Here is a 26717-nt window from a genome sequence, read left to right on the forward strand (position 1 = left end):
ATGTCGGCGTTTTGTCGGAACGGAGCGGCTTTACTGCAATCGGGCGGAGCGGCCGACTGCGGCGCAGAACGGATAGCGCGCGCGGGAATGCGAACGCGACGCATGTTTGCCGAAGCGCGATGTGCCCTGCCGCCGCGCCGCCGCGCCGCCGCTGCTGCAGCGTTGATCGGAAGCACATGCCGGGACGTGGCAGCGGCCGCCGGCGACGTCGCAGCGCTCGGCAAGCCAATGCCATCGCAAGGTGTCGTGGCCCGCAAGCAGGCGGCGGCCGCGCGTCGTGCGACGCGACGCGCGGGCAGGCGTTCTCCGTAACTCGGCCGATTGGCTGGAATTTGCCGACAAAAGCCGTATCGGCCAAACTCCGGGCATCCCTGTTCTGCGAATCTGAATGCATCACGACACCAGCCTCATCGACATCATCGCGGTCGGGCTCGCCCTCGCCTTCGTCCTCGGCGCGCTCGCCCATCGCCTCAAGCTCTCGCCGCTGGTCGGCTATCTGGTGGCCGGCATCTGCGTCGGCCCGTTCACTCCCGGCTTCGTCGCTGACCAGGCGCTGGCCAACCAGCTGTCGGAACTGGGGGTGATGCTGCTGATGTTCGGCGTGGGCCTGCACTTCTCGCTCGAAGACCTGATGGAAGTGAAGTGGATCGCGATCCCCGGCGCGCTGGCGCAGATCGCGGTCGCCACCCTGCTCGGCTGGGGGCTGGCCTGGAGCATGGGCTGGCCGACGCTGCACGGGCTGGTGTTCGGCCTGGCGCTGTCGGTGGCCAGTACCGTGGTGCTGTTGCGCGCGATGGAAGAGCGGCGCCTGCTGGAAACCCAGCGCGGGCGCATCGCGGTCGGCTGGCTGATCGTCGAGGACCTGGTGATGGTGCTGGCGCTGGTGCTGCTGCCGGCGTTGGCCGACGCGCTCGGCGGCAAGGGCGCCGGTAGCGGTGCGATCCTCGGCGCACTGGGCATCACCCTGCTGAAGATGGCCGCGTTCGTGGTGGTGATGCTGGTGGTCGGCCGCCGCGCGATCCCGTGGGTATTGGAGAAGGTCGCCGCGACCGGCTCGCGCGAGCTGTTCACGCTATCGGTGCTGGCCATCGCGCTGGGCGTGGCGTTCGGCTCGGCCACCCTGTTCGGGGTGTCGTTCGCGCTGGGCGCGTTCTTCGCCGGCATGCTGCTCAAGGAGTCCGAACTCAGCCACAAGGCGGCCAGCGATTCGCTGCCGCTGCGCGATGCGTTCGCGGTGCTGTTCTTCGTCTCGGTCGGCATGCTGTTCGACCCGCACATCCTGCTCGAGCATCCGTGGCAGGTGCTGGCCACGTTCCTGACCATCACCGTGGGCAAGTCGCTGGCCGCGTTCGTGATCGTGCGCGCGTTCGGCCATCCCACCGGCATCGCCCTGACCATCTCCACCAGCCTGGCGCAGATCGGCGAGTTCTCCTTCATCCTGGCCGGGCTCGGGGTGAGCCTGGCGATCCTGCCCGAGACCGGCCGCGACCTGATCCTGGCCGGCGCGCTGCTGTCGATCATCGCCAACCCGCTGCTGTTCACCTGGCTGGACCGCTGGCAGGCCAGGCAGGCGGTGGACGCGCCGGTGACGGTGGAAGCGGAACTGCCGCCGGGGCCGTCGCTGGACCTGGTCGACCACGCCATCGTGATCGGCTATGGCCGGGTCGGCAGCACCCTGGCCGCGGTGCTGCGCGAGCGCGGCGTGCCGGTGCTGGTTATCGACGACAACCGCGAACACGTGGAACGCGCGCATGCCGACGGCATCCCCGGCATCCGCGGCAGCGCCGCCGCCGACCGGGTGCTGGCCGAGGCGCATCCGGAGAAGGCCAAGATCGCGATCCTGGCGATCCCGCAACCGCTGGAGGCCGGCGAGGCGCTGGCCAAGCTGCGCGCGCTGAATCCGGGACTGACCCTGCTGGCGCGCGCGCACAGCGATGCCGAGGTCAAGCACCTGCTCGACCACGGCGCCGACGGCACGGTGATGGCCGAGCGCGAGCTGGCCTATTCGCTGGCCGAAATGGTGATGGCGACGCCGCCGTACCGCGCACTGCGCAAGCAGACCACGCCGGCCTAGGGTCGAACCGTTCCCGTTACGCGGCGGCTGTCGCGGGAGAGGCAGGGACCGGGATTCCGACGACGCCGCGCGGCGTCGCTGCGGTCATCCTGCGGCCTGCACCGGCACGCAGATGTCCGCGCGCAGGATGGACGCCGGCACTTCCTCCGGATCGTCCAGGTAATGGAAGTGCAGCGGCTGATCGCGCAGCAGATGGCCGCTGCCCGGCAGCCAGCCGGCGATCAACCGGTCCACCTCGGCGTCCAGCTCGTGGTAGGGGCCGACGTGGCGCAGCACCGCGTACAGGCCGCCGCCAAGCACGCGCCGCTGCAGCGGCGGCGGCGGATCGACCGCAGCGGCGAATCCCATCGCGCAGTCGAATTCCAGTTCGCGCGGCGGCAGGTCGCGGTGGTCGCCCAGCGGAATGCCCACCAGCCGCTCCAGCCGCTCGGCGATGCCGGCGCGCATCGCCCAGGCGAACAGCCGGCCGAAGCCGCGGTCGAGATCGTCGAAGGCGCCACGCTTGCGCAGCACCACCAGCTCGAACGGCGCCAGGGTCAGCACGCTGACCTGCAGCGGCGCCGCGGCGTCGACCGCCACCACCGGCTGCGCCAGTTCGCGCTGCTTGGCCTGCAGCCGTTCCGGCGCGGCGCGCAGTTCGCTCGGGGTGGCGTCCAGCGCCTGCCGGAACGCGCGCGCCAGCGCCTGCGAGGTCTCGTAGCCCACCGCCAACGCCACCTCGCTGACCGGCCGCGCAGTGCCGCCCAACAGCTGCAGCGCGCACAGCAGGCGCAGCCGGGCGACGGTCCGGCCGACCGTCTCGCCGGTCAGCGCGCGGTAGATGCGATGGAAATGGAACGGCGACAGGTGCGCCACCGCCGCCAGCTCGGCCAGGTCCGGCAACGGAGCGTTGTCCTGTACCACCTGCTGCAGGTGCGCGATGACGCGCTCGATGGCGCGTGCGTAGGCGTGACGTACGGCGATGTTCATGGTGGGCTCCGATGGACGAGGATCACAGCCTCCCATGGCGGCGGCCGCGTGGCGGTCCCGATCTTGCGCGATCGCGGTTACAACCTGTCAGGCGGCGGCACGCGCCGCGCCGGCAGCAGCGCCGCCACGATGCCCAGCAGCGGCAGATACGACATCGCCTGGTACACGAACACGATGCCCTCGCGGTCGGCGAGCAGGCCGAGCACCGCCGCGCCCAGCCCGCCCATGCCGAAGGCGAAGCCGAAGAACAGCCCGGAGATAGTGCCGATGCGGCCGGGCATCATTTCCTGCGCGTACACCAGGATCGCCGAGAACGCCGAGGACAGCACGAAGCCGATCAACACGGTCAGCGCGGTCGCCGCATGCAGACCGACGTACGGCAGCGCCAGCGCGAACGGCGCCACGCCCAGGATCGACACCCAGATCACCGGCTTGCGCCCGATCCGGTCGCCGACCGGACCGCCGATCAGCGTGCCCAGCGCCGAGGCCAGCAGGAACGCGAACAGGTGCAGCTGCGCGCTCTGCACCGACACCCCGAAACGCTGGATCAGGTAGAACGTGTAGTAGCTGCTCAGCCCGGCGATGTAGAAATACTTGGAGAAGATCAGCAGCAGCAGGATCGCCACGATCCGCACCACGGTCTTGCGCGGCAACGCCGGCGCCGCCACCGCCGGCCGCGGCGCGGCGCGCACCGCCTGCAGGTGCAACGCGTACCAGCGGCCGACGTAGGACAGCAAGGCGATGCCGAGCAGCGCCGCGGCGCCGAACCAGGCCACTGCGTGGCGGCCGTTGGGCACGATCACCGCCGCGGCGATCAGCGGCCCCAGCGCGGTGCCGGTGTTGCCGCCAACCTGGAACACCGACTGCGCCAGCCCGTGGCGCCCGCCCGAGGCCAGCCGCGCGATGCGCGAGGATTCCGGATGGAAGATCGCCGAGCCGATGCCGACCAGCGCCGCGGCCAGCAGCACCATCGCAAAGCTCGGCGCATACGCCAGCAGCAACAGGCCGCACAGGGTGGAGGTCATGCCCAGCGGCAGCGAGTACGGCGCCGGGCGGCGGTCGGTACGCAGCCCGATCAGCGGCTGGAACAGCGAGGCGGTGAGCTGGTAGGTCAACGTGATCAGCCCGACCTGGGCGAAACTGAGCTCGAACTGGCCCTTGAGCACCGGATACAGCGCCAGGATCAGCGATTGCATCATGTCGTTGATCAGGTGCGAGGAGGTGATCGCGGCCAGCACGCCGGCCACGATCGGGCGGGGCGCGACGGCGGGAACGGTGGCGGCGGCAGGACGCGGGCTCGACATGGCGGACCGGGCAATGAGGGGGGACGGCGCGCATGGTAGGCTGCGTCGCCGCGACCTTCCTGCGCAACATGCCCATCACTCGTCGAGAAAAGGACAGCTTCCGCGCCGCGACGCCGCGGGCGTGGAGCGTGGACGACGCGCCGGCCGACGTGGTGTGCAAGGCGTCCGACTATCCCAGCGACACCGTCATCGCCCCGCACCGGCATGCACGCCACCAGTTGGTCTACGCGCTGTACGGGTTGATGGTGGTGCGCTCCGGCCAGGGCCATTGGGTGGTGCCGAGCACCCGCGCGCTGTGGATGCCGGCCGGCACCGTGCACAGCGTGCGCTGCGTCGGCACGCTGGGGATGCGCAGCCTGTACATCCGCCCGGGCGCGATCGCCGGCATGCCTGCGCAGCCCACGGTGATGGCGGTGGAGCCGCTGCTGGAAGCACTGATCCGCAGCGCCGCCAGCGTGCCCTGGGACCACGCCGCCGAATCGCGCGACGGGCGCCTGATGCGGCTGATCCTGGACGAGCTGCATGCCCTGCCCGCGCTGCCGCTGCACCTGCCGCAACCGCACGATGCGCGCCTGCTGCGTATCGCCGCCGCGCTCGATGCCGACCCGGCCGACGCCACCACCCTGCACGCCTGGGCCGTGCGGCTGGGCGTGGACGTCAAGACCATCCAGCGCCTGTGCCGGCGCGAGTTGCAGATGAGCTTCGGCCAATGGCGGCAGCAGCAGCGCCTGCTGCGCGGACTGGAACGGCTGGCTGCCGGCGACCGCGTCATCGACGTGGCGGTCGAACTCGGCTACGACAGCCCCAGCGCGTTCACCGCGATGTTCAAGCGCCAGTTCGGCCAGCCGCCGAGCCAGTTCTTCCGCTAGTCGTGTCCTTCAGCGTGGCAGGCTCGGATCCGGCGACGCGGGCATGCGGCGTCCGCTGATGCGCTCGACCGTGCGCATGTGTTCGGTGCCCCATTCGCACAGCCCGCCCAGCGCGGTCGCCAGGGACTGCCCGAAAGGCGTCAGCGAATATTCGACCTTGGGCGGGATTTCCTGGAAGTCGATGCGCGCAACGATCTCGTCGCGCTCCAGCTCCTTGAGTTGCTGGATCAGCACCTTGTCGGTCACCCCGCCGATCGCACGCCGCAATTCGCCGTAGCGGTGGGCACGCTTGGCCAGATAGTAGAGAACCAGGGGTTTCCACTTGCCACCAACCACGGCCAGGGCGGCCGCGAGCCCGCAACTGAAGGTGCTGTTGTTCGCCATGGTATCGGTCGCTCCAAGGTACTTACCTAATGGTGCATACTATTCAAAATAATAGCCGAGATCTACAGTTGCGCCTCGACTTTCTCGGAGTGCAGACATGAGCAGGCTCAGCGGCAAGATTGCAGTGGTGACCGGCGGCAACAGCGGGATCGGCCTGGCAAGCGCCATCCGCTTTGCGGCCGAAGGCGCCCAGGTGGTGATCGTGGGGCGCCGGCAGGAAGAACTGGACAAGGCGCTGCGCCTGATCGGCCATGACGCCGTCGCGATCCAGGGCGACATTTCAAGGCTGGACGATCTGGACCGCGTGTTCGCTCAGGTCGAAGCCGCCAAGGGCCGGATCGACGTGCTGTTCGCCAATGCGGGGCTGGGAGAGTTCCAGCCGCTCGGAGCGATCACGGAAGAATCGTTCGACCGCACCTTCGGCATCAACGTCAAAGGCACGCTGTTCACCGTGCAAAAGGCGCTGCCGCTGATGCGCGCCGGCGGCTCGGTGATCCTGACCGGCTCGACGACCGGCACGATGGGCACCCCGGCCTTCAGCGTGTACAGCGCCACCAAGGCCGCGCTGCGCAATTTCGCCAGGAGTTGGGCGTTGGACCTGAAAGGCACCGGCATCCGCGTCAACGTCCTGTCGCCCGGGCCGATCGCGACACCGGGCCTGGATCTGGCGCTTTCCGGCACCGGCCAGCAAGAGGCGATCGTCGACGGCATGACGGCGCAGATCCCGCTGGAGCGCATCGGCCGTGCGGAAGAAGTGGCGGCGACGGCGCTGTTCCTGGCGTCGGACGAAAGCAGCTTCATGACCGGTAGCGAAGTGTTCGTGGATGGCGGGTTCGCCCAGGTCTGAGTCTGGCGCGCGTTTGCGGGCGGCGGCGGCCGATGGCGGCGGCCGTCGCGCGGGCAACGACGGCTGGCCCGCTGGCGACCGCTTCGCCGACGCATGGCCGAACCCGGCTGCGACGGCCTCAAGCGCCAACTCGGCCAGCCGCCGAGCTGGTTCTATGGGTAGCGTTTCCGGCCTCTACCAGCGCCGGACTCAGGCCTGCGCCAGCGCCTGCCGCAAATCGGCGAGCAGGTCGTCGATGTGCTCGATGCCGACCGACAGCCGCACCGTGTCCTCGCTGACGCCGCTGCGTTCCAGTTCCTGCGGCGACAGCTGGCGATGCGTGGTCGAGGCCGGATGCGTGGCGAGCGACTTCGCATCGCCGATGTTCACCAGGCGGGTGAACAACTGCAGCGCATCGAGGAAGCGCGCGCCGGCGGCGCGGCCGCCGCGCAGGCCGAAGGTGAGCACGCCCGAGCCGTGTCCGCGCAGATATTTCTGCGCCAGCGCATGCTCCGGATGCCCGGGCAAGCCGACGTAGTTCACCCACTCCACCTTGGCCTCGCTCTGCAGGTGCCGAGCCACCGCCAAGGTGTTCTGGTTGATCCGGTCCATCCGCAGCGGCAGCGTCTCGATGCCCTGCAGGATCTGGAACGCGTTGAACGGCGACAGCGCCGCGCCGGTATTGCGCAACGGCACCACCCGCGCGCGGCCGATGTAGGCGGCCTCGCCCAGCGCCTCGGTATAGACCACGCCGTGGTAGCTGACGTCCGGCTCGTTGAGGCGACGGAAGCGCTGCGCATGTGCCGCCCACGGGAACTTGCCCGAGTCCACGATCGCCCCGCCCAGGCTGGTGCCGTGCCCGCCCAGGTACTTGGTCAGCGAGTGCACCACGATGTCGGCGCCGAACTCGATCGGCCGCAGCAGGTACGGCGTGGGCACCGTGTTGTCGACGATCAGCGGCACGCCGTGCGCGTGCGCGACCTTGGCGACCGCCTCCAGATCGGTGACGTTGCCGCGCGGGTTGCCGATCGACTCGACGAAGATCGCCTTGGTGCGTTCGTCGATCAACCCGGCGAACGCGTCGGGTTCGCGGTAGTCGGCGAAGCGGGTTTCGATGCCCGACAGCGGCAGCGTGTGCGCGAACAGGTTGTAGGTGCCGCCGTACAGCGCGCTGGAGGAGACGATGTTGTCGCCGGCCTCGGCGATGGTCTGGATCGCATAGGTCACCGCCGCCTGCCCGGACGCCACCGCCAGCGCGCCGATGCCGCCTTCCAGCGCGGCGATGCGTTGCTCCAGCACGTCGGTGGTGGGATTCATGATGCGGCTGTAGATGTTGCCCTGCACCTTCAGGTCGAACAGGTCGGCGCCGTGCTGGGTATCGTCGAAGGCATAGGCCACGGTCTGGTAGATCGGCACCGCCACCGCGCGCGTGGTCGGATCGGGACGGTAGCCGCCGTGCACGGCGATGGTTTCCAGCTTCCAGTTCGGGTCGGACATGGGCGGGTCTCGGCAAGAGGAGCCGAGACGATAGCGCCATGCGCGGCGGCGAATGCAAAGCTGCGGTTATGAGCTCATGCCGCCGCCGTGGCGGCGACGCTAGGAGCGCCGCCGCACGCCGACGGTGCCTCGGCCGTCGCCGAGCGCACCATGGGCCAGGATCGGCAACGCGTCAGGCTTTCACGAACGTGAGGCGTCCGCCCTCGGCATCGACCCGGATCGTGTCGCCGCTGAGGAACTGCCCGGACAGGATCTGCTGCGCCAGCGGGTTCTCCAGCTGCGACTGGATCGCGCGCTTCAGCGGCCGCGCGCCGTACACCGGATCGAAGCCGACGTTGCCGAGCAGTTCCAGCGCGCGGTCGCTGAGTTCGATCTTCAATCCGCGCTCGGCCAGGCGCTTGTCCAGGCCGTGCAGCTGGATGCGCGCGATCGACTTGATCTGCGCCTTGTCCAGCGGATGGAACACCACGATGTCGTCCAGCCGGTTGACGAACTCCGGGCGGAAATGCGCCTGCACCACGCCCATCACCGCCGCCTTCATCTGCGTGTACGCCTCCGCGCTGCCGTCCCCGCTCAGTTCCTGGATCTGGTGCGAGCCCAGGTTGGAGGTCATCACGATGACGGTGTTGCGGAAGTCCACGGTGCGGCCCTGGCCATCGGTGAGGCGGCCGTCGTCGAGCACCTGCAGCAGGATGTTGAACACGTCGCTGTGCGCCTTCTCCACCTCGTCGAGCAGGATCAGCGAATACGGCCGGCGCCGCACCGCTTCGGTGAGATAGCCGCCCTCTTCGTAGCCGACGTAGCCCGGAGGTGCGCCGATCAGCCGCGCCACCGAATGCTTCTCCATGAACTCGCTCATGTCGATGCGGATCATCGCCTCGCTGCTGTCGAACAGGAATTCGGCCAGCGCCTTGCACAGCTCGGTCTTGCCGACCCCGGTCGGACCCAGGAACAGGAACGAACCGCTGGGCCGGTTGGGATCGGACAGGCCGGCACGCGAACGCCGCACCGCGTCGGACACCACCTTGATCGCCTCTTCCTGGCCGACCACGCGCCGGTGCAGCTCGTCTTCCATGCGCAACAGCTTGTCGCGCTCGCCTTCGAGCATCTTGCTGACCGGGATGCCGGTCCAGCGCGACACCACCTCGGCGATCTCCTCGGCGGTGACCCGGTCCTGCACCAGCGTGAAATCGTGATGCTCGGCATCGCCGGCCGCGGCCAGCTGCTTCTCCAGGTTCGGCAGCAGGCCGTACTGGATCTCGCTCATCTTGGCGTAGTCCTGGCGCCGATGCGCCGCTTCCAGTTCGACTCGCGCCTGCTCGATCTGCTCCTTGATCCTGGTCGCGCCCTGCAACGCGGCCTTCTCCGACTTCCACACCTCGTCGAGGTCGGAGAACTCGCGTTCGAGCTTGTCGATGTCGCTTTCCAGGTCGGCCAGGCGCTGCCGCGAGGCCTCGTCCTTTTCCTTCTTCAGCATTTCGCGCTGGATCTTCAGCTGGATCAGGCGCCGCTCCAGGCGGTCCAGTTCCTCCGGCTTGGAGTCGATCTCCATGCGGATGCGGCTGGCGGCCTCGTCCATCAGGTCGATGGCCTTGTCCGGCAGCTGGCGGTCGCTGATGTAGCGGTTGGACAGCGTGGCCGCGGCGACGATCGCCGGATCGGTGATCTCCACGCCGTGGTGCACCGCGTAGCGCTCCTTCAAGCCGCGCAGGATGGCGATGGTGTCCTCCACGGTCGGTTCGCCGACGAACACCTTCTGGAAGCGCCGCTCCAGCGCCGCGTCCTTCTCGATGTACTTGCGGTATTCATCCAGCGTGGTGGCGCCGATGCAGTGCAGCTCGCCGCGCGCCAGCGCCGGCTTGAGCATGTTGCCCGCGTCCATCGCGCCGTCGGCCTTGCCGGCGCCGACCATGGTGTGCAGTTCGTCGATGAACAGGATCACCTGGCCTTCGGTCTTGGACAGGTCGTTGAGCACGCCCTTGAGCCGCTCTTCGAACTCTCCGCGGAACTTGGCGCCGGCGATCAGCGCGCCCATGTCCAGCGACAGCACGCGGCGGCCGCGCAGGCCTTCGGGCACCTCGCCGTTGACGATGCGCTGGGCCAGGCCCTCGACGATCGCGGTCTTGCCGACGCCGGGCTCGCCGATCAGCACCGGGTTGTTCTTGGTGCGCCGCTGCAGCACCTGGATGGTGCGGCGGATTTCCTCGTCGCGGCCGATCACCGGATCCAGCTTGCCGCTCTCGGCGCGCGCGGTGAGATCGATGGTGTATTTCTCCAGCGCCTGGCGCTGGTCCTCGGCGCTCTCCGACTGCACCGTCTCGCCGCCGCGCAGCTTGTCGATGGCGGTTTCGAGCTTCTTCTTGTCGGCGCCGGCGGCGCGCAGCGCCAGGCCCAACGCGCCGGCGTCGTCGGCCGCGGCCAGCACGAACCATTCGCTGGCGATGAACTGGTCGTTGTGCTGCTGCGCCAGCTTGTCGGTCTGGTTGAGCAGCCGGCTCAGATCGTTGCCGATCGACAGGTTGCCGGGCTGGCCGCTGACCTTGGGCAGCTTGTCCAGCGCCTCGCCCAGGCGCTCGCGCAGCACCGGTACGTTGACGCCGGCCTGCGCCAGCAACGGCCGGGTGCTGCCGCCGGACTGGTCGAGCAGCGCGGTGAACACGTGCACCGGCTCGACGATGGTGTGGTCGCGGCCCACGGCCAGCGACTGGGCGTCGGCCAGCGCCTGCTGGAAACGCGAGGTGAGCTTGTCCATCCGCATCGGGAAGTTCCTCTGAATGAAGGGCCGGCCGTGCCGGCATGCTAGTCAGATGCGGTTGGCGCGGCATGTTTCAAGGCCGCCGGGACCGTCTGTATACACCCTCGCGACGCATGGGCCGCTCGCGGGAAGGATCGGCGGGAGCCGCGCCCGGCGCGCGCGAGGGGCTGCAACGTGGGCCTCGCGTCGATGCGCGATCACCGCCGGCTCCGCCCATCTGCGCGCATGCGCCGGCGATGCCCGCGGCTGCGGATACTCCTGCGCCGCGGGCACGGGCGCAGTCCGTCGCGCTGCGGTCACACGCCGCTACCGGTCGTCCCCCTACCCTGCACGTTCCGAACGATCCCGCACAGGAGCCGCAATGCACTACGAACTCTATTACTGGACCGGCATCCAGGGCCGCGGCGAGTTCGTGCGACTGGCGCTGGAGGATGCCGGCGCGGCCTACCGCGACGTCGCCCGCGAAGAAGGCGACGCTGTGCTGCAGCCCTTTCTCGACGGCGAGCAGCCGGGCGTGCGGCCGTTCGCGCCGCCGTTCCTGAAGGCCGGGCGGCAGGTGATTGCGCAGGTGGCCAACATCCTGCATTACCTGGGTCCGCCGCTGGGACTGGTGCCGGACAGCGAGTCGCGGCGCCTGCAGGCGCTGCAATTGCAGCTGACCATCGCCGACCTGGTGACCGAGGTCCACGACAGCCACCACCCCATCGCCAGCGCGCTGTACTACGAAGACCAGAAGCCCGAAGCGCGGCGCCGCGCCGAAGACCTGCGCACGCAGCGGCTGCCGAAATTCCTGGGCTACTTCGAGCAGGTGCTGGTCCAGGGCGGCGGGCGCCATGCGCTGCGCGAGCATTCTTACGTGGATCTGTCGCTGTTCCAGCTGATGAGCGGACTGGACTACGCGTTCCCCGGCGCGATGAAGAAACTCTCGCCGAAGCTGCCGCAGCTGCGCGCCTTGCAGCAGCGCGTCTCCGAGCGTCCCGGCGTCGCCGCCTACCTGGCCTCGCCGCGGCGCCTGCCGTTCAACGACAACGGGATTTTCCGGCGTTATCCGGAGTTGGATGGGTGAGGTGTGGCGAACCGTGAGGTCTGCTTTCAAACCTGGGCTTTAGCATGACGTCTTCCTGTGGAAGCGACTTCAGTCGCGACGGGCATTGCCGGTGAAGCCCGTCGCGACTGAAGTCGCTCCCACATGATTCCTGCAGCAATGCGAAGGCGTTCCACAACCACGGTACCGAAGCCGGCCAGGACGGCCCTCAGGTCCTGATCAACGCCGCACGGATCGCCTGCAGTTGCTTGCGCACCGCCTCGGCCTGCGCCGGCCCCAGGCGCAGCAGCGCCTTCTGCCCGACCGACAGCGACTCCAGCGCAGGATCGGCGAAGCGGTACTTGCCGGTGCGCGCATCGGCCACCACCGCCGGCGCAGCGGGTACCGCCGGGGTCTGCAGCAGGTGGTCGATCACCTGCACCAGGCGGTCGTTGAAATAACCCTGCGGATAGCCCAGCTCCACGTACGCCTGCTGGAACAGGGGATAGAAGCGCCGGTACGCGGTCACCATGGCGCCGGCATCGGCGTGGGTGAAGGCCTGCACGTAGGGCGCGTAGCGCTGCGTATTGGCCTCCGCGACGGTGCTGGCGCCGGCCGCATCGGTGTCGACCTGCAGCTGTCCAGGCACCGGCTTCATTGCCAGGGTGCGCGCGGCAACGCGGCGCTGCGGCAGGTTGTCGATCATGGTCACCGCGCGCTGGACCAGATGGTCGCGGATCAGCAGCGCCAGCGGTGCATCGCTGCCGGCCAGCGTCACCAGCTCGGCCCACGCCGCCGCGTCGCTGTCGGCCAGCGCCGGGATCGCCGCGTCGGCGGCAGCGGGGTCGGCAGGCGCGATGGGATGCTGGATCGGCGGCGGCGCCGGAGCGGCCGGTGCAGGTGCAGCCGCTGGCGCGGTGCCGGCCGCAGGCGCTGCGACAGGGGTCGGCGCGGCGGGCGTGCCGAGACCGCCCAGGTTGTCGCGGAACAGCCAGGCGGCCGCCGCGAGCATGGCGAGCGCCACCACGGCCCAGGGCCAGCGCGCGTGTCGGGTCTGCATGGAATCGCACCTCTTGCGGAACACAGGGGTGTGACCCGGTGCGGCGGTCCTGGTTCCGCGGCGAGTGGGGCGGCGTTAAGCCACACCGCACGGCGTGCGGCCGGCGCGTGCCATGCCGCGCGCTACTGCTCCACCGCGTTTTCGTCGATGAAGTCCAGCCGCGACCCGACCCAGTCGGCGACGATCGCCGCGGCCACCGTGTCGGCCTGCACCGCCGGCAACCGCTTGTGCTGCACCAGCCACGCCGCGGTCGCGATGCGCGCCGCCGGCACCGCCGCCAGCGCGGCCTTGCGCGCGGCCGCAGGCCACGGCGTCTCGCCACGGATGGCGCGGATCGCCGGCAGCGGATCGGGCGCCCGCGGCACCTTCGCCGCCTGCAGGAAATCCAGCGGCGATACGGTCGCGCGCAGTTCCTGCACGCGCCACCCGGCGTAGCTGGCGAAACGGATCGTGCCCGCGTCGCCCGAGACAGTCGCGATCGCCGGCTCGAACGCCGCCCGCAGCTGGGTCCAGGCCGGCAGATCGAACAGGCCGCCCTGCGGTGCGCACAGCGGCGCGCTGCCGTCGCGCGAGGAGCCGTACAGCGGACCCATCGCCGCATAGGCCAACTCGCCCTGCCGCGCGAACACGAAGCAGTGCACGTACGGACGCGTGCCATCGTCGTAGCCGCTGCGCTCGATCCAGTTGCGCAGCAGGGTCAATTCGACCTCGCCCGCTGGTGTCTTGGGATCCTTGCGCAGGTCGTCGAGCAGCGAGGCGGCGAACTCGTCCTGCGCGCGCAATGCCGTGGCGGCGCGGGCGAAACGCGTCTGCGCTTCCTTGGCGCCGACCCCGGCGCCGGGTTCGAAGCGCTGCAGGTACGCCAACCAGGCCGAGGCCAGTGCGCCGTCGTAGTCGCGCAGTTGCGCGGCGGCGGCGGCCGGCGCGCTCGGGATGCGGGCGACGATGCGGTCCAGGCGCGCCGCCTGCGCCGCGCTCTGCGTGTCGAACTCCCGCATCCGCGCCAGTTGGGCGCGCTGCACGCAGGCCACCGGCTGCGCCTGTTGCAGGCAAGCATTGCGTTGCGTAAGCCAGGCGCGCTGCGCGCTGCGCAACGCGGCGACCTCGGCACGCGGCGCGCTGTCCAGCAGGGCGGCGTACCCGTTGGCCAGTTGCTCGTCCTGATGGCCCAGGTTCGCGTCGCCGCACAGCAGCCGCTCGATCGGGCTGGCGGCCTTGGCGCAATCGAAGGAGGCGGCCGACGCGGCCGGCGCCAGCAGCAGCGCCGCCAGGGCCAGGCCGGCCAGCGGAACGAAGCGTGGGGTCATGTGCGACATCCCTGTTGCGGTTGGGCGGCCGAGCATGCCGGCCGCGGAACGTTCAGTCCACCACCACCGCGCGCGGTTTCTGCAACGACAGCAGGCCGAGCAGCACGGCCAGGGCGACGTAGCCACCGACGAATTGCCAGGCGATCAACTTGGGCAGGCCGCTCAGCGTCCACGGCAGATAGATGCCGCCGCGCGGATCCACCGAATGGATCAAGCCGAACAGGGTCAACCCGGCCGCCACCAGCAGGAACACCGCGGCGCGGCGCAGGCGTCCGTCCACCATCGCCGCCACCGCCGCGGTCCACAGCATCGCGGTGATGATGAAGCCGTTGCCCAGGGTGAAGATCACCGCCAGTTCGGGCAACCCGTGACCGTCCAGCGTGGTGGTCAGCGCGGCCAGCTTGTCCGCCGGGATCCAGCCCGGCGCCTTGATCGCCAGCAGGTAGGCCACCGACGGCAGGAAGCCCAGCACCATCGCCCCGGCATGGCGCTTGGGCGTGGCCTGGAACGCCTGGGTGGTGATGTCGATGGCCACGTACACGATGATCGGCGCCAGCACCGCCAGCGGCAGCCACTGCACCAGTCCGGCGACCAGGCCGAGCATGCCGCCCAGGCCGATGAACAGCCCGGTCAGCAGCGTGTAGCCGCTGCGCGCGCCCATGTGCTTGTACGCCGGCTGGCCGATGTAGGGCGTGGTCTGCGCGACGCCGCCGCAGATGCCGGCGACCAGGGTCGAGCAGGCCTCGACCAGCAGGATGTCGCGGGTGCGGTAGTCGTCGCCGGCGGCGCGCGCGCTCTCGCTGACGTTGATGCCGCCGACCACCATCAGCAGGCCGAACGGCAGCAGCAGCGGCAGCAACGGCACGGTGTCGGGCAGGCCGGCGACGAAGCCCAGGCTCGGCCACGGCAGCACCAACTGCGGCGCCACCCACTGCGGCGCCTGGTAGCCGGGGATGCCGAAACCGGCCGCGTTCGACCAGTAGTACAGGCCGGTGCCCAGCACCAGTGCCAGCGGCACGCCGGGCACGCCGTACGGCAGCCGGCCCTTGGCGATCAGCACGTACAGCAGCAGGCCCAGCACGACCAGCCCGACCAGCGGCGCGCGCAGCGTCTCCAACAGCGGCAGGAAGCCCATCAGCACCAGCGCGATGCCGGCGATCGAACCGAGCAGCGCCGCGCGCGGCAAGGCGCGGGTGACCGCGTCGCCGAAGAACGACAGCACCGTCTTCAGCACGCCCATCACCACCAGCGAGGCCATGCCCAGGTGCCAGGTGGCGATCGCCGCGGCCTGCGGATCCAGACCCTGCTGCTTGTAGTGCACGAACGCCGGGCCCAGCACCAGCAGCGCCATGCCGATGCTGGTCGGCGCATCCAGGCCCAGCGGCATCGCGGTGACGTCGCTGCGCCCGCTGCGCGCGGCCAGCCTGCGCGCCATCCACGTGTACAGCAGATTGCCGATCAGCACGCCGAAGGCGGTGCCGGGAATCATCCGCGTGTAGATCACCTCGGCCGGGAACTGGAAGATCCCGACCAGCGCCATGGTGATGAAGCCGAGGATCGACAGGTTGTCGACCACCAGCCCGAAGAAACCGTTGAGGTCGCCGGCAACGAACCAGCGCGGGCGCGACGTAGGAGGAGCGATGCTGGGCATGCGGGCGATGGCTAGGTGAGGGATCGATGGATGGTAATGGAAGCGGCGCTTGCCGATTGGCGCGCGAACAGGGATGCAGCATCCCGGCCTGCGCCCGTGCGCCGCGGCTACAGCGCCAGATGCAGGAACTGGTTGAACGCGCTCGGCACGTAATCGGCGAACGCCGGTCCATTGCGAAAGCCGCGGCGCCGGTACAGGCCCAGTGCCGCGTCGAAGGCCGCGCCGCTGCCGGTTTCCAGGCTCAGCCGGCGCAGGCCGGCCGCGCGCGCGGCGGCCACGATGTGCTCCAGCAGCGCCGCGGCCGCGCCCTGGCGCAGGAACTCCGGATGGGTGCGCATCGACTTCAGTTCGCCGCCGCCATCGTCCAGCACGCGCAACGCGCCGACCGCGGCCAACGCATCGCCGCGCCAGACGCTCCACACGGTCACATCCGGACGCTGCAATCCGGACAGGTCCAGCGCATAGACGCTGCCCGGCGGCGACTGCGCATGCATCTGCTGCAGGTGGTATTCGAGCAACGCCTGCACCGCCGCACCGGACAGATCGTCCCGCCGAATCGAGAACGTCGCCGCCGGCGCTTTTCCGGGTCCCGAGTCCCCAGTCCCGAGTCCCGGTTTCAGAACGACACCTCGACCGGCTGCCGCGACCACAGCACCGACTGGTGTCCGGTCGCCTGCTTCCACGCCAGCCGGATCGCCTCGATGTCGGCGCGGCGTTGCGGCGTGTCCTCGTGCAGGATCACCAGCACCTTGGTGTTGAGCCGGTTCGGTTCCTTGGCGCCGCGGAACAGCCATTGGCCGTAGGCGTCGAACACGGTCAGGCCGTCGGGGAAGCGCGGCGTGACCTGCTTGTCCAGGAACGCGCGCCACTGCGCCTGGCTGATCGGCTCGGCCTGCGGGCGGTCGGCCGGGCCGCTCTCCTCGCCGACGCCGAAGTACAGCTCGCTGCGCACCCAGCCGCTGGCCTGCGCCGGCCGCGCGGCATCGCCCTGCATGGCGGCAGCGACCTTGGCCGGCGCGGTGGAAGCCGACGGCGCCACGCTGGCGCAGGCGGTCAGGGCCAGGAACACGGCAAGCAACGGGGCACGCAGCAGCATCGGCAGGTCTCGGAAGCGAATGGAAAAAGGGGATGGTAGGCGACGGCGGCCGCGCGTACCCGATAACCGCCGGGCATCAGCTCATGCCAAACGCAGCGGATCGGGCGGCTCGCAGCCGTGTTAACGATAAGCTAATATATCGCTTCATCCGGATGGATGTAACCAAATTCGATCGTCTGCGGCGCATGGACCACCGCCGCGGCTGGTCTTCGCGCCACCGCAGGAGAGAGCCCCCATGTCGTACCCGTTCGCCCGGCCGCTGAGCCTGGCCATCGCCCTGGCCTTGTCGGCCCCCGCCCTGGCGCAGCAGGCCGAGCCCGCCGCCGCGACCAACCTGGACACGGTGATCGTCACCGGCACCCGCGCCAGCGGCCGCACCGTGCTCGAGTCCACCGCGCCGGTCGACGTGCTCAGCGCCGAGGACATCCGCAAGGCCGGCGTGGTCAACGGCGAGCTGGGCAGCGCGCTGCAGGCGCTGCTGCCGTCGTTCAACTTCCCGCGCCAGTCCAACTCCGGCGGCGCCGACCACATCCGCGCCGCGCAGCTGCGCGGGCTCTCGCCCGACCAGGTGCTGGTGCTGGTCAACGGCAAGCGCCGCCACACCTCGGCGCTGGTCAACACCGACAGCAAGATCGGCAAGGGCACCACCCCGGTCGACTTCAACGCGATCCCGGTCAGCGCGATCCAGCGCATCGAAGTGCTGCGCGACGGCGCCGGCGCGCAGTACGGTTCGGACGCGGTGGCCGGGGTGATCAACGTGATCCTCGACGACGATCCGGACAGCGGCGCACTGGAAGCCAGCTTCGGCGCCCACCACACCGACGTGCAGCCGATCGACCGCACCGTGACCGACGGCCAGACCAGCTACGCCAGCGCCAAGGTCGGCACCCGCCTGGGCGAGGACGGCGGCTTCTTCAAGGTCGGCCTGGAACTGAAGAACCGCGAAGGCACCAACCGCGCCGGCTACGACCAGATCCCGCCGTTCGAAGCGCAGACCCCGGCCAACCTGGCCCTGGCCGGCAAGCGCAACTACGTGCTCGGCGACGGCGCCAGCAAGGACCTCAACGCCTGGATCAACGGCAAGCTGCCGTTCGGCCAGAGCAGCGAGTTCTATTTCTTCGGCACCTACAACCAGCGCGACACGCAGGGCGCCAACTATTTCCGCTATCCCGACAGCGACGCCAACTGGACCGAGGTCTACCCGAACGGTTACCGCCCGGTGTCGCTGGGCGAGAACCGCGACCTGCAGGGCGTGGCCGGCGCGCGCGGGCAATGGGGCGAGTGGGCCTACGACGCCAGCCTCGACTACGGCCGCAACGACTTCACCTACCGGCTGAAGAACTCGCTCAACGCCTCGCTCGGCCCGGGCAGCACGACCCGCTTCAAGACCGGCGACTACGCCTTCGAGCAGAGCGTGGCCAACCTGGACCTGAGCCGCAGCTTCGACGCGGCCGGCGCCAGCCACAGCTTCGGCAGCGGCGTGGAATTTCGCCGCGAGCACTACCGCACCCGCCCCGGCGACCCGGCCAGCTACGCCGCCGGCGCCTTCACCGACCGTCCCACCGGCGCCCAGGCCGGCGGCGGGCTGACCCCGCAGGACGCGGCCGACCTGTCGCGCAACGTCGCCAGCGCCTACGCCAGCCTGTCCAGCCAGTTCGGCGACAAGTTCTCCACCGACCTGGCCGCGCGCTACGAGCACTACCAGGATTTCGGCGGCGAACTGACCGGCAAGCTGGCCGCACGCTACGAGTTCGTGCCGGCGTTCGCGCTGCGCGGCGCGATCTCCAACAACTTCCATGCGCCGTCGCTGAGCCAGATCGGCTACGAAGCCACCTCCACCGGCTACGACGCCGCCGGCCAGCTGCAGCAGGGCCGCCTGCTGTCGGTCAACAACCCGATCGCGCAGGCGCTCGGTGCGCGCGAACTGAAGCCGGAGAAGTCGCTGAACTACAGCCTCGGCTTCACCAGCCGCATCGGTTCCCACTTCGACCTGTCGCTGGACCTGTTCCAGATCGACATCGACGACCGCATCGCGCTGTCCGAAGACATCAGCGGCGATGCGCTGACCGCGTTCGTGGCGCAGAACTTCGGCGTCAGCGGCCTGCAGAGCGCCAGCTTCTTCGTCAACGCCGCCGACACCCGCACCCGCGGCGCCGAACTGGTCAGCAACTGGCGGCAGGCGCTGGGCAACGGCCAGTTGCAGCTGACCGGCACCTGGAGCTACGCCAAGACCGAGCTGAAGAACGTGGTCGCCACCCCGGCGCAGCTGCTGGCGCTGAATCCGGACTACGTGCTGTTCGGCGTGGAGGAGAGCAACACCCTGACCGACGCCGCCCCACGCACCCGCGCGCAGTTCGCGGCGAACTGGAGCAACGACCGCTGGGCGCTGCAGACCCGCGTCAGCCGCTACGGCAGCGCGACCCGCGTGTTCGACTTCGGCGGCGGCTTCGTGCCGCGGCAGACCTACGGCGCCGAGTGGCAGCTCGACGCCGAGGTCGAGTACCGCATCACGCCGCAGTGGAGCGTGGCGCTGGGCGGGCAGAACCTCACCGACAACTACTCCGACCGCTCCAACGAAGACATCTACTACTTCGGCAACCTGCCCTACGACGTGCTGTCGCCGATCGGCAGCAATGGCGCTTATTACTACGGGCGGGTGCGGTTTACCTTTTGACCCGGGACCCGGGACCCGGGACTCGGCAAAGCCGTTTCGGCGATATCGCGCGCGAATCGGCGGCATCTTCAATGCAGGGGCGCGTGCGCCCCTACATTGGTATCGGACGCGGATCCGACCGATTTCTGCGTTAGCGGCCTGGGTCGTGCGCCGCTCCACCTGACGCTAACGCTGTCTCGTTCATGATGAATGGATGGCTGACGCGCTCCCCCTCCGACCGCCGCCGCCGCGCCTGGACGATGCCTGCGCATTGTTCCTGGACGTGGACGGCACCCTCATCGCGTTCGCCGACCGTCCCGACGGCGTGCACCTGCTGCCCGAGGTGCGCGAGGCGATCGGCCGCATCAGCGACCGCTTGCACGGCGCGCTGGCGCTGGTCAGCGGCCGGCCGCTGGCGCAGCTGGACGCATTGTTCGCGCCCTTGCGCTTGCCGGCCGCCGGCCTGCACGGCCACGAATTGCGCAGCGACATCAACGCGCGTGCGGCGATGCCCGCCGACACCTCGCAGTGGCTGCATGGCTTGCACCAGCGCGCCGCGCACCTGCGCCAGGCGCACCCGGGCGTGCTGATCGAAGACAAGGGCGCGAGCCTGGCGCTGCACTGGCGTGCCGCGCCGGACGCCGGCGCGCAGGTGCTGGCCTTCGCCCAGGCGCAGATGGACGCATTGCCCGGTTACCGCCTGCAACCCGGCGACCACGTGGTCGAGTTCGTGCCCGAGGGCAGCGACAAGGGCCAAGCGGTGACCACGCTGCTGCAGCAGCCGCCGTTCCAGGGCCGACGCCCGGTGTTCGTCGGCGACGACCTCACCGACGAATTCGGCTTCGACGCGGCCAACCGCGCCGGCGGCTGGAGCGTGCTGGTCGGCGCCCGCGAACGCAGCGCGGCCACGTTCGCATTGCCCGATACACACGGCGTGCACGCATGGCTGCGCGACAACGCCGCATGAGCGCGGCGCGTACGACGGCGCGTGCCGGCCTGCCCGCGCGCGCCGCCTGGTGCGCCTTCGCTTTCTCCCCGTCCCTGCACAAGGATCTGCCCGCTCCATGAGCTCCCCCAACCTCGACCTCGGCGTGATCGGCAACGGCAGTTTCGGCGCACTGGTCGACAAGCAGGCCCGCGTGGTGTGGAGCTGCCTGCCCGCCTTCGACGGCGATCCGGCGTTCTGCGCATTGCTGTCCCCGCGCGACCACCCCGGCGGCGATTTCAGCATCGAGCTGGAGGATTTCGTCGACAGCGAACAGCACTACCTGGCCAACACCGCGATCCTGCGCACCGTGCTGCGCGACGCGCACGGCGGCGCGGTGGAAGTGATCGACTTCGCGCCGCGCTGGCGCAATCACGGCCGCTTCTACCGGCCGGTCAGCATCATCCGCCAGGTGCGCCCGCTGTCCGGCAACCCGCGCATCCGCGTGCTGGCGCGGCCGCTGGCCGACTGGGGCGCGCGCCAGCCGGAAAGCACCTGGGGCAGCAACCACGTGCGCTGGCTGCTGCCGGACTTCACCCTGCGCCTGACCACCGACGTGCCGGTGCGCTTCATCCGCGACCAACTGCCGTTCGTGCTCAACCATCCGGTCAACCTGATGCTCGGCGTGGACGAATCGCTGACCCGCTCGCTGACCGGCTACATTCAGGAAGCGCAGGAACGCACCGAGGAATACTGGCGCGAGTGGGTGCGCTACCTGTCGGTGCCGCTGGACTGGCAGGACGCGGTGATCCGCAGCGCGATCACCCTGAAGCTGTGCCAGTACGAAGACAGCGGCGCGATCATCGCGGCGATGACCACCTCCATCCCCGAAGCGCCGGACACCCCGCGCAACTGGGACTACCGCTATTGCTGGCTGCGCGACGCCGCCTTCGTGGTGCGCGCGCTGAACCGGCTCGGCGCCACCCGCACCATGGAGCAGTTCCTCGGCTACATCTTCAACATCGCCACCACCGACGGCAGCCTGCAGCCGCTGTACGGCATCGGCTTCGAAGCGGCATTGGAGGAACACGAGGTCGAATCGCTGGCCGGCTACCGCGGTATGGGCCCGGTGCGGCGCGGCAACCTGGCCTGGATCCAGAAGCAGCACGACGTGTACGGCAGCGTGGTGCTGGCCTCCACCCAGCTGTTCTTCGACCTGCGCCTGAAGGACCCCGGCGACGCCGACACCTTCCTGCGCCTGGAGCCGCTGGGCGAGCGCGCCTTCGCGCTGCACGACGTCCCCGACGCCGGCCTGTGGGAATTCCGCGGCCGTGCCGAGGTGCACACCTACACCAGCGCGATGTGCTGGGCCGCCTGCGACCGCCTGGCCAAGATCGCCGCGCGGCTGGGCATCGACGCGCGCGTGGCCTACTGGCGCCAGCGCGCCGACACCATCCACGCGCGGGTGCTGGCCGAGTCGTGGAGCGCCGAGCGCGGCCACTTCACCGACACGTTCAACGGCCATCGGCTGGACGCCTCGCTGCTGTTGCTGGCCGACATCGGCTTCATCGCCCCGGACGATGCGCGCTTCGTCGCCACGGTCGAGGCGATCGGCCGCGACCTCAAGCATGGCGATGCGTTGTACCGCTACGTGGCGCCGGACGATTTCGGCGAGCCGGAAACCAGCTTCACCATCTGCACGTTCTGGTACATCGACGCGCTCGCCGCGATCGGGCGCAAGGACGAGGCGCGCGAGCTGTTCGAGCGCATCCTCGCGCGCCGCAATCACCTGGGCTTGCTGTCGGAGGATCTAGCCTTCGACAACGGCGAGGCCTGGGGCAATTTCCCGCAGACCTATTCGCATGTCGGGTTGATCATCGCCGCGATGCGGTTGTCGCGCAGCTGGCAGGAGGCGTCATGAGCAGATTGGTGGTGGTATCCAACCGCGTGGCCTTGCCCGGCGAGAACCGTGCCGGCGGCCTGGCGGTAGGCTTGCTCGCCGCGTTGAAGGAACGCGGCGGGGTGTGGTTCGGCTGGAGCGGCAAGACCGTGCGCGGCGACAGCGGCGCGATGCACGAGCAGACCCAGGGCGACATCCGCTTCGTCACCATGGATCTCAACCGCGCCGACCTGGACGCCTACTACAACGGTTTCGCCAACCGCACGCTGTGGCCGCTGCTGCATTTCCGCCTGGACCTGGTGGACTACGACCGCGCCACCCGCGAGGGCTACCGCCGGGTCAACGCGATGTTCGCCGAGAAGCTGGCGCCGCTGCTGCGCGACGACGACACGGTGTGGATCCACGACTACCACCTGATCCCGCTGGCCTCGCTGCTGCGCGAGCGCGGCATCGGCTGCAAGATCGGTTTCTTCCTGCACGTGCCGTTCCCCTCGGCCGACCTGATCCAGGCCCTGCCCGACCATGCGCGGCTGTTCTCCGGCTTCTACGCCTACGACCTGGTCGGCTTCCAGACCCAGCGCGACGTGGACCGCTTCCAGGCCTACGTGCGCCTGTTCGGCGGCGGCAAGGTGATCAAGGACGGCGTGCTGGAAGCGCCCGGCGGGCGCCGCTTCCGCGCCGAGAAGTTCCCGATCGGCATCGACACCGAACTGATCGCGCAGCAGGCGCGCGCGGCGGTGGCCAAGCCGGCGGTGCGCGACCTGCGCAGCAGCCTGCGCGACCGCCAGTTGGCGATCGGCGTGGACCGGCTCGACTACTCCAAGGGCCTGCCCGAGCGCTTCCTCGGCTTCGAGCGCTACCTGGAACGGCATCCGGACCAGCGCGGCAGCCTCACTTACCTACAGATCGCGCCGGTCTCGCGCGGCGACGTCGCCGAATACAAGCAGCTGCGCAATCAGCTCGAACAGATCGCCGGGCACATCAACGGCGGCCACGCCGAGCCGGACTGGACGCCGCTGCGCTACGTCAACCGCAACTTCACCCACGCCACCCTGACCGGCTTCTACCGTGCCGCTCAGGTCGGTCTGGTGACGCCGCTGCGCGACGGCATGAACCTGGTGGCCAAGGAATACGTGGCCGCGCAGGACCCGGAGAATCCGGGCGTACTGGTGCTGTCGCTGCTGGCCGGCGCCGCCGACGAACTGAAGGAAGCGCTGCTGGTCAATCCGCACGACCTGGACGGCGTCGCCGACGCGATCGCCACCGCCGCCTCGCTGTCCAAGGCCAAGCGCATCGAACGCTGGCAGACCATGATGGAGCACCTGCGCAAGAACGACATCGGCGTCTGGCGGCAGCGCTACCTGCAGGCGCTGGAACGCTGAGGCCTGCGCCACGCTGCGCTGTACGCGGCTGCCGGCGGAGCGGCGTGCGGTGCCGGACAGCGGCCGGCGCATCGGCTGCAAGTTTCCACGTTGGGCAACCGTCCCGCGAAGGGTAGCGCGCCCGCACTTGCGGACATGGGCGCCGCAGCGCTTCGCAGCGCGAAAACTCCACGTACCGGCGCGCTTCGCGAACGCTGCACTGCCGGGTGACCCCAATCCCAGTCCGGCACCGGCGTCGGGATCGCCCGCCGCACAGGACGGAAGGTTCCGCCTGCCGTCACGGTCCGATGACCTGCGGGCCTTAAAATTACGCCTACGCACCGCGCTTTTCTGCACCCTGGGAGGGGTAGCGCGATGTTGCCGTTGTGCGCAGGACCACCGCCGATGCGGCCATGCCCTCGCCTGCTCCCTCCACGACCCGCCTCCGCCGCACCGCGACGCCTCCGGGTCCCCGTCAGACGCTCCCCCATCCCCATGAACGATCACACCCCGAAACACGGACCCGGCCACTGGCTGTTCGCCGCCTATGCCGTGGTCATCGCCCTAGTGGGCATCGCGCTCGCCTTCATGGGCGGGCAACTGGTCGCCGTCGGCGGCTCCTGGTACTACCTGCTGGCCGGGCTGGCGCTGGCCGTGTCCGGCGCGCTGCTGGCGCTCGGCCGCCGCGCCGGGCTGTGGCTGTTCGGCGCGACGCTGGCGGCGACCATCGCCTGGGCGCTGGCCGAGGTCGGCCTGGACGGCTGGGCGCTGATCCCGCGTCTGGCGATGATCTCGGTGCTCGGCCTGCTGCTGTTGCCGTTCTGGAAGGTGGCGCGCTGGCGCCTGGCGCCGCTGTCCGGCCTGGGCTACGCACTGGTCACCGGCGTGCTGCCGGTGCTGGGCGCGCTGCTGGTGTTCGTGCCGCTGTTCTTCCCGCGCACCGTCGAACTGGCCGACCCGGCGCTGGCCGCGCAACGCCCGCAAGCCGCGTTCAGCCGCGCCGCGGTGAACAGCCCGGACGGCAACGTCGCCGCCAACCACGATGCCGGCAACTGGACCGCCTATGCCGGTTCCAACCTGTCCAACCACTACAGCCCCGGCGCGCAGATCACCCCGGACAACGTCAAGGACCTGAAGATCGCCTGGGAATTCCATACCGGCGACCTCAAGCCGGAAGGCTCCAAGCTCGGCTATGCGTTCCAGAACACGCCGCTGAAGGTCGGCGACCTGGTCTACATCTGCACCCCCACGCAGAAGGTGATCGCGGTCGAGGCCACCACTGGCAAGGAGCGCTGGCGCTTCGATCCCAAGACCAATCCGAAGGCGATGGCCGGCGTCGCCGCCACCACCTGCCGCGGCGTGTCCTATTTCGAGGCCACCACGCCGGTCGCCGAATGCGCCAAGCGCATCTTCTGGCCGATGGTCGACGGCCGCCTGGGCGCGCTCGACGCCGTCACCGGCAAGCTGTGCGAGAGCTTCGGCGACCACGGCTACGTCGATCTGAACAAGGACACCGGCAACACCAAGCCCGGCTTCGTCGGCCCGACCTCGCCGCCGGTGGTGATGCGCGGCGTGGTGATCCAGCCCACCGGCCAGGTCCGCGACGGCCAGGAACGCGATGCGCCGTCGGGCGTGGTACGCGCCTTCGACGCGGTCAGCGGCCAACTGCGCTGGGCCTGGGACCTGGGCAACCCGGCGATCGACGCCGCGCCGCCGGCCGGCCAGACCTATACCCGCTCCACCCCCAACGTGTGGTCGCTGATGGCCGCCGACGACGAACTGGGCCTGGTCTACCTGCCCACCGGCAACGCCGCCGGCGACTTCTTCGGCAAGGGCCGCACGCCGCAGGAGGAGGAATACACCGCCTCGCTGGTCGCCGTGGACGCGGCCACCGGCAAGGAACGCTGGCACTTCCGCACCGTCAACCACGACCTGTGGGATTACGACATCGGCCCGCAGCCGAACCTGGTCGATTTCCCGGTCCCCGGCGGCGGCACCCGCCCGGCGGTGATCCAGGCGACCAAGTCCGGCCAGGTGTTCGTGCTCGACCGCGAGACCGGCAAGCCAATCATGCCGGTGCAGCAGATCCCGGTGCCGCAGGGCACCGACCACGGCGACTGGACCGCCAAGACCCAGCCGGTGTCGCCGGGCATGCCCAACACGGTCGGTGCGCCCAGCAAGGACTACGAGACCATCGTCGAGTCCGACGCCTGGGGCATCACCCCGTTCGACCAGCTCGCCTGCCGCATCCAGTTCAAGCAGCTGCGCTACGAAGGCATGTTCACCCCGCCCAGCCTGGGCGGCTCGCTGTCGTTCACCGGCAACCACGGCGGCATCAACTGGGGTGGCGTGTCGGTCGACCTGCAGCGCGGCATCATGGTGATGAACAGCAACCGCCTGCCGTACACCGAGAACGTCTACCCGCGGCAGGAGATGAACGCGCTGGGCGTGGTCTCGGTGTTCAACGGCAAGAGCAAGACGCCCGGCTACATGGCCCAGGAAGGCCTGGCCTACGGCGCGCGCAAGGAGCCGTGGATGTCGCCGCTGAACACGCCGTGCATCGCGCCGCCATGGGGCTACGTGTCCGGCGTGGACCTGCGCACCCAGCAGGTGATCTGGCGGCGGCCGCTGGGCACCGGCTACGACCAAGGACCGATGGGCATCCCGTCGAAGATGAAGTTCGAGCTGGGCACGCCCAACAACAGCGGCTCGCTGGCCACCGCCGGCGGCGTCACCTTCATCGGCGCGGCGCTGGACAACTTCCTGCGCGGCTACGACACCCAGACCGGCAAGCTGCTGTGGGAAGTGCGGGTGCCGGCCGGCCCGCAGGCCGCGCCGCTGAGCTACACGGTGGACGGCAAGCAGTACATCGTCGCCGCGATCGGCGGCCACGACCGCATGGAAACCAAGCCCGGCGACAGCGTGATCGCCTGGACCCTGCCGGACGCCGCCGCGACGAAATAGCCTGCGTCACCGCCCCGATCGACCCGACCGGCCGTCGCAAGACGGCCGGTTGCGTTTTGGGCGCGGATGCGCCGCCAGCGGCAACAGCGGTGGTGGGC

General features: G+C 69.7%; 19 protein-coding genes. 9 read left to right on the forward strand and 10 right to left on the reverse strand.

Going from position 1 to position 26717, the window contains the following annotated elements:
- Nucleotides 1-388: 388 nt before the first annotated feature.
- A complete protein-coding gene (gene ybaL / locus NUG20_RS15980) occupies nt 389-2074 on the forward strand; it encodes a YbaL family putative K(+) efflux transporter (protein ID WP_263395418.1) in 1686 nt (561 codons plus the stop codon).
- Between the two features lie 84 nt (nt 2075-2158).
- On the opposite strand, the gene NUG20_RS15985 is transcribed toward ybaL, so the two are convergent.
- A complete protein-coding gene (locus NUG20_RS15985; protein ID WP_263395419.1) occupies nt 2159-3043 on the reverse strand; it encodes an AraC family transcriptional regulator in 885 nt (294 codons plus the stop codon).
- Nucleotides 3044-3120: 77 nt separating this feature from the next.
- On the reverse strand, nt 3121-4347 hold the full coding sequence (locus NUG20_RS15990) for an MFS transporter (protein ID WP_286038013.1): 1227 nt from the start codon (nt 4345-4347) through the stop codon (nt 3121-3123).
- A 68-nt stretch (nt 4348-4415) separates the two neighbouring features.
- Between NUG20_RS15990 and NUG20_RS15995 the strand changes: the two genes are divergently transcribed.
- Complete coding sequence (locus NUG20_RS15995; protein ID WP_263395420.1) at nt 4416-5216, forward strand: AraC family transcriptional regulator; 801 nt, start codon at nt 4416-4418, stop codon at nt 5214-5216.
- Nucleotides 5217-5225: 9 nt separating this feature from the next.
- Here NUG20_RS15995 and NUG20_RS16000 read toward each other — a convergent pair whose 3' ends face one another.
- Nucleotides 5226-5600, reverse strand: coding sequence for a winged helix-turn-helix transcriptional regulator (locus tag NUG20_RS16000; RefSeq protein WP_263395421.1), 375 nt, complete (start codon nt 5598-5600; stop codon nt 5226-5228).
- Between the two features lie 97 nt (nt 5601-5697).
- Here NUG20_RS16000 and NUG20_RS16005 point away from each other — a divergent pair, with 97 nt between their 5' ends.
- Complete coding sequence (locus NUG20_RS16005) at nt 5698-6447, forward strand: SDR family NAD(P)-dependent oxidoreductase (RefSeq protein ID WP_263395422.1); 750 nt, start codon at nt 5698-5700, stop codon at nt 6445-6447.
- Nucleotides 6448-6636: 189 nt separating this feature from the next.
- Here the strand turns inward: NUG20_RS16005 and NUG20_RS16010 are convergent, their stop codons facing one another.
- Nucleotides 6637-7923 (reverse strand): O-acetylhomoserine aminocarboxypropyltransferase/cysteine synthase family protein, encoded by a 1287-nt coding sequence (locus NUG20_RS16010; RefSeq protein WP_263395423.1) that lies wholly within the window; start codon nt 7921-7923, stop codon nt 6637-6639.
- 172 nt (nt 7924-8095) lie between these two features.
- Nucleotides 8096-10681: an ATP-dependent chaperone ClpB gene (gene clpB, locus NUG20_RS16015; RefSeq protein WP_263395424.1), complete on the reverse strand. Its 2586-nt coding sequence runs from the start codon at nt 10679-10681 to the stop codon at nt 8096-8098.
- Between the two features lie 358 nt (nt 10682-11039).
- Here clpB and NUG20_RS16020 point away from each other — a divergent pair, with 358 nt between their 5' ends.
- Nucleotides 11040-11744 (forward strand): glutathione S-transferase, encoded by a 705-nt coding sequence (locus NUG20_RS16020; protein WP_263395425.1) that lies wholly within the window; start codon nt 11040-11042, stop codon nt 11742-11744.
- A gap of 187 nt (nt 11745-11931) precedes the next feature.
- Here NUG20_RS16020 and NUG20_RS16025 read toward each other — a convergent pair whose 3' ends face one another.
- The 5 genes from NUG20_RS16025 to NUG20_RS16045 all read right to left on the reverse strand — a co-directional run bounded on the left by NUG20_RS16025 (nt 11932) and on the right by NUG20_RS16045 (nt 16816).
- A complete protein-coding gene (locus NUG20_RS16025; protein WP_263395426.1) occupies nt 11932-12762 on the reverse strand; it encodes a DUF3014 domain-containing protein in 831 nt (276 codons plus the stop codon).
- 122 nt (nt 12763-12884) lie between these two features.
- On the reverse strand, nt 12885-14069 hold the full coding sequence (locus NUG20_RS16030; RefSeq protein WP_263395427.1) for a lysozyme inhibitor LprI family protein: 1185 nt from the start codon (nt 14067-14069) through the stop codon (nt 12885-12887).
- A 52-nt stretch (nt 14070-14121) separates the two neighbouring features.
- Nucleotides 14122-15720 (reverse strand): hypothetical protein, encoded by a 1599-nt coding sequence (locus NUG20_RS16035; protein WP_263395428.1) that lies wholly within the window; start codon nt 15718-15720, stop codon nt 14122-14124.
- Between the two features lie 107 nt (nt 15721-15827).
- Entirely contained in the window at nt 15828-16247 is a 420-nt protein-coding gene (locus NUG20_RS16040; RefSeq protein WP_263395429.1) for a GNAT family N-acetyltransferase, read from the reverse strand.
- Between the two features lie 89 nt (nt 16248-16336).
- Nucleotides 16337-16816, reverse strand: coding sequence for a DUF3574 domain-containing protein (locus NUG20_RS16045; protein ID WP_263395430.1), 480 nt, complete (start codon nt 16814-16816; stop codon nt 16337-16339).
- Nucleotides 16817-17051: 235 nt separating this feature from the next.
- Here NUG20_RS16045 and NUG20_RS16050 point away from each other — a divergent pair, with 235 nt between their 5' ends.
- The 5 genes from NUG20_RS16050 to NUG20_RS16070 all read left to right on the forward strand — a co-directional run bounded on the left by NUG20_RS16050 (nt 17052) and on the right by NUG20_RS16070 (nt 26619).
- A complete protein-coding gene (locus NUG20_RS16050) occupies nt 17052-19490 on the forward strand; it encodes a TonB-dependent receptor plug domain-containing protein (protein ID WP_263395431.1) in 2439 nt (812 codons plus the stop codon).
- 193 nt (nt 19491-19683) lie between these two features.
- The gene (gene otsB / locus NUG20_RS16055) at nt 19684-20436 is read left to right on the forward strand and encodes a trehalose-phosphatase (RefSeq protein WP_263395432.1); all 753 of its coding nucleotides are present in this window, start codon (nt 19684-19686) and stop codon (nt 20434-20436) included.
- 97 nt (nt 20437-20533) lie between these two features.
- Nucleotides 20534-22315 carry a glycoside hydrolase family 15 protein gene (locus NUG20_RS16060; RefSeq protein ID WP_263395433.1) on the forward strand — a complete coding sequence of 594 codons (1782 nt, stop codon included), beginning with the start codon at nt 20534-20536 and terminating at the stop codon, nt 22313-22315.
- Nucleotides 22312-23676: an alpha,alpha-trehalose-phosphate synthase (UDP-forming) gene (gene otsA / locus NUG20_RS16065; RefSeq protein WP_263395434.1), complete on the forward strand. Its 1365-nt coding sequence runs from the start codon at nt 22312-22314 to the stop codon at nt 23674-23676. The genes NUG20_RS16060 and otsA overlap by 4 nt, the downstream gene beginning before the upstream one ends.
- A gap of 513 nt (nt 23677-24189) precedes the next feature.
- The gene (locus tag NUG20_RS16070) at nt 24190-26619 is read left to right on the forward strand and encodes a membrane-bound PQQ-dependent dehydrogenase, glucose/quinate/shikimate family (RefSeq protein WP_263398508.1); all 2430 of its coding nucleotides are present in this window, start codon (nt 24190-24192) and stop codon (nt 26617-26619) included.
- The last annotated feature ends 98 nt before the right edge of the window (nt 26620-26717 follow it).

This window comes from Xanthomonas sp. CFBP 8443 (genome assembly GCF_025666195.1).
Lineage (GTDB): Bacteria > Pseudomonadota > Gammaproteobacteria > Xanthomonadales > Xanthomonadaceae > Xanthomonas_A.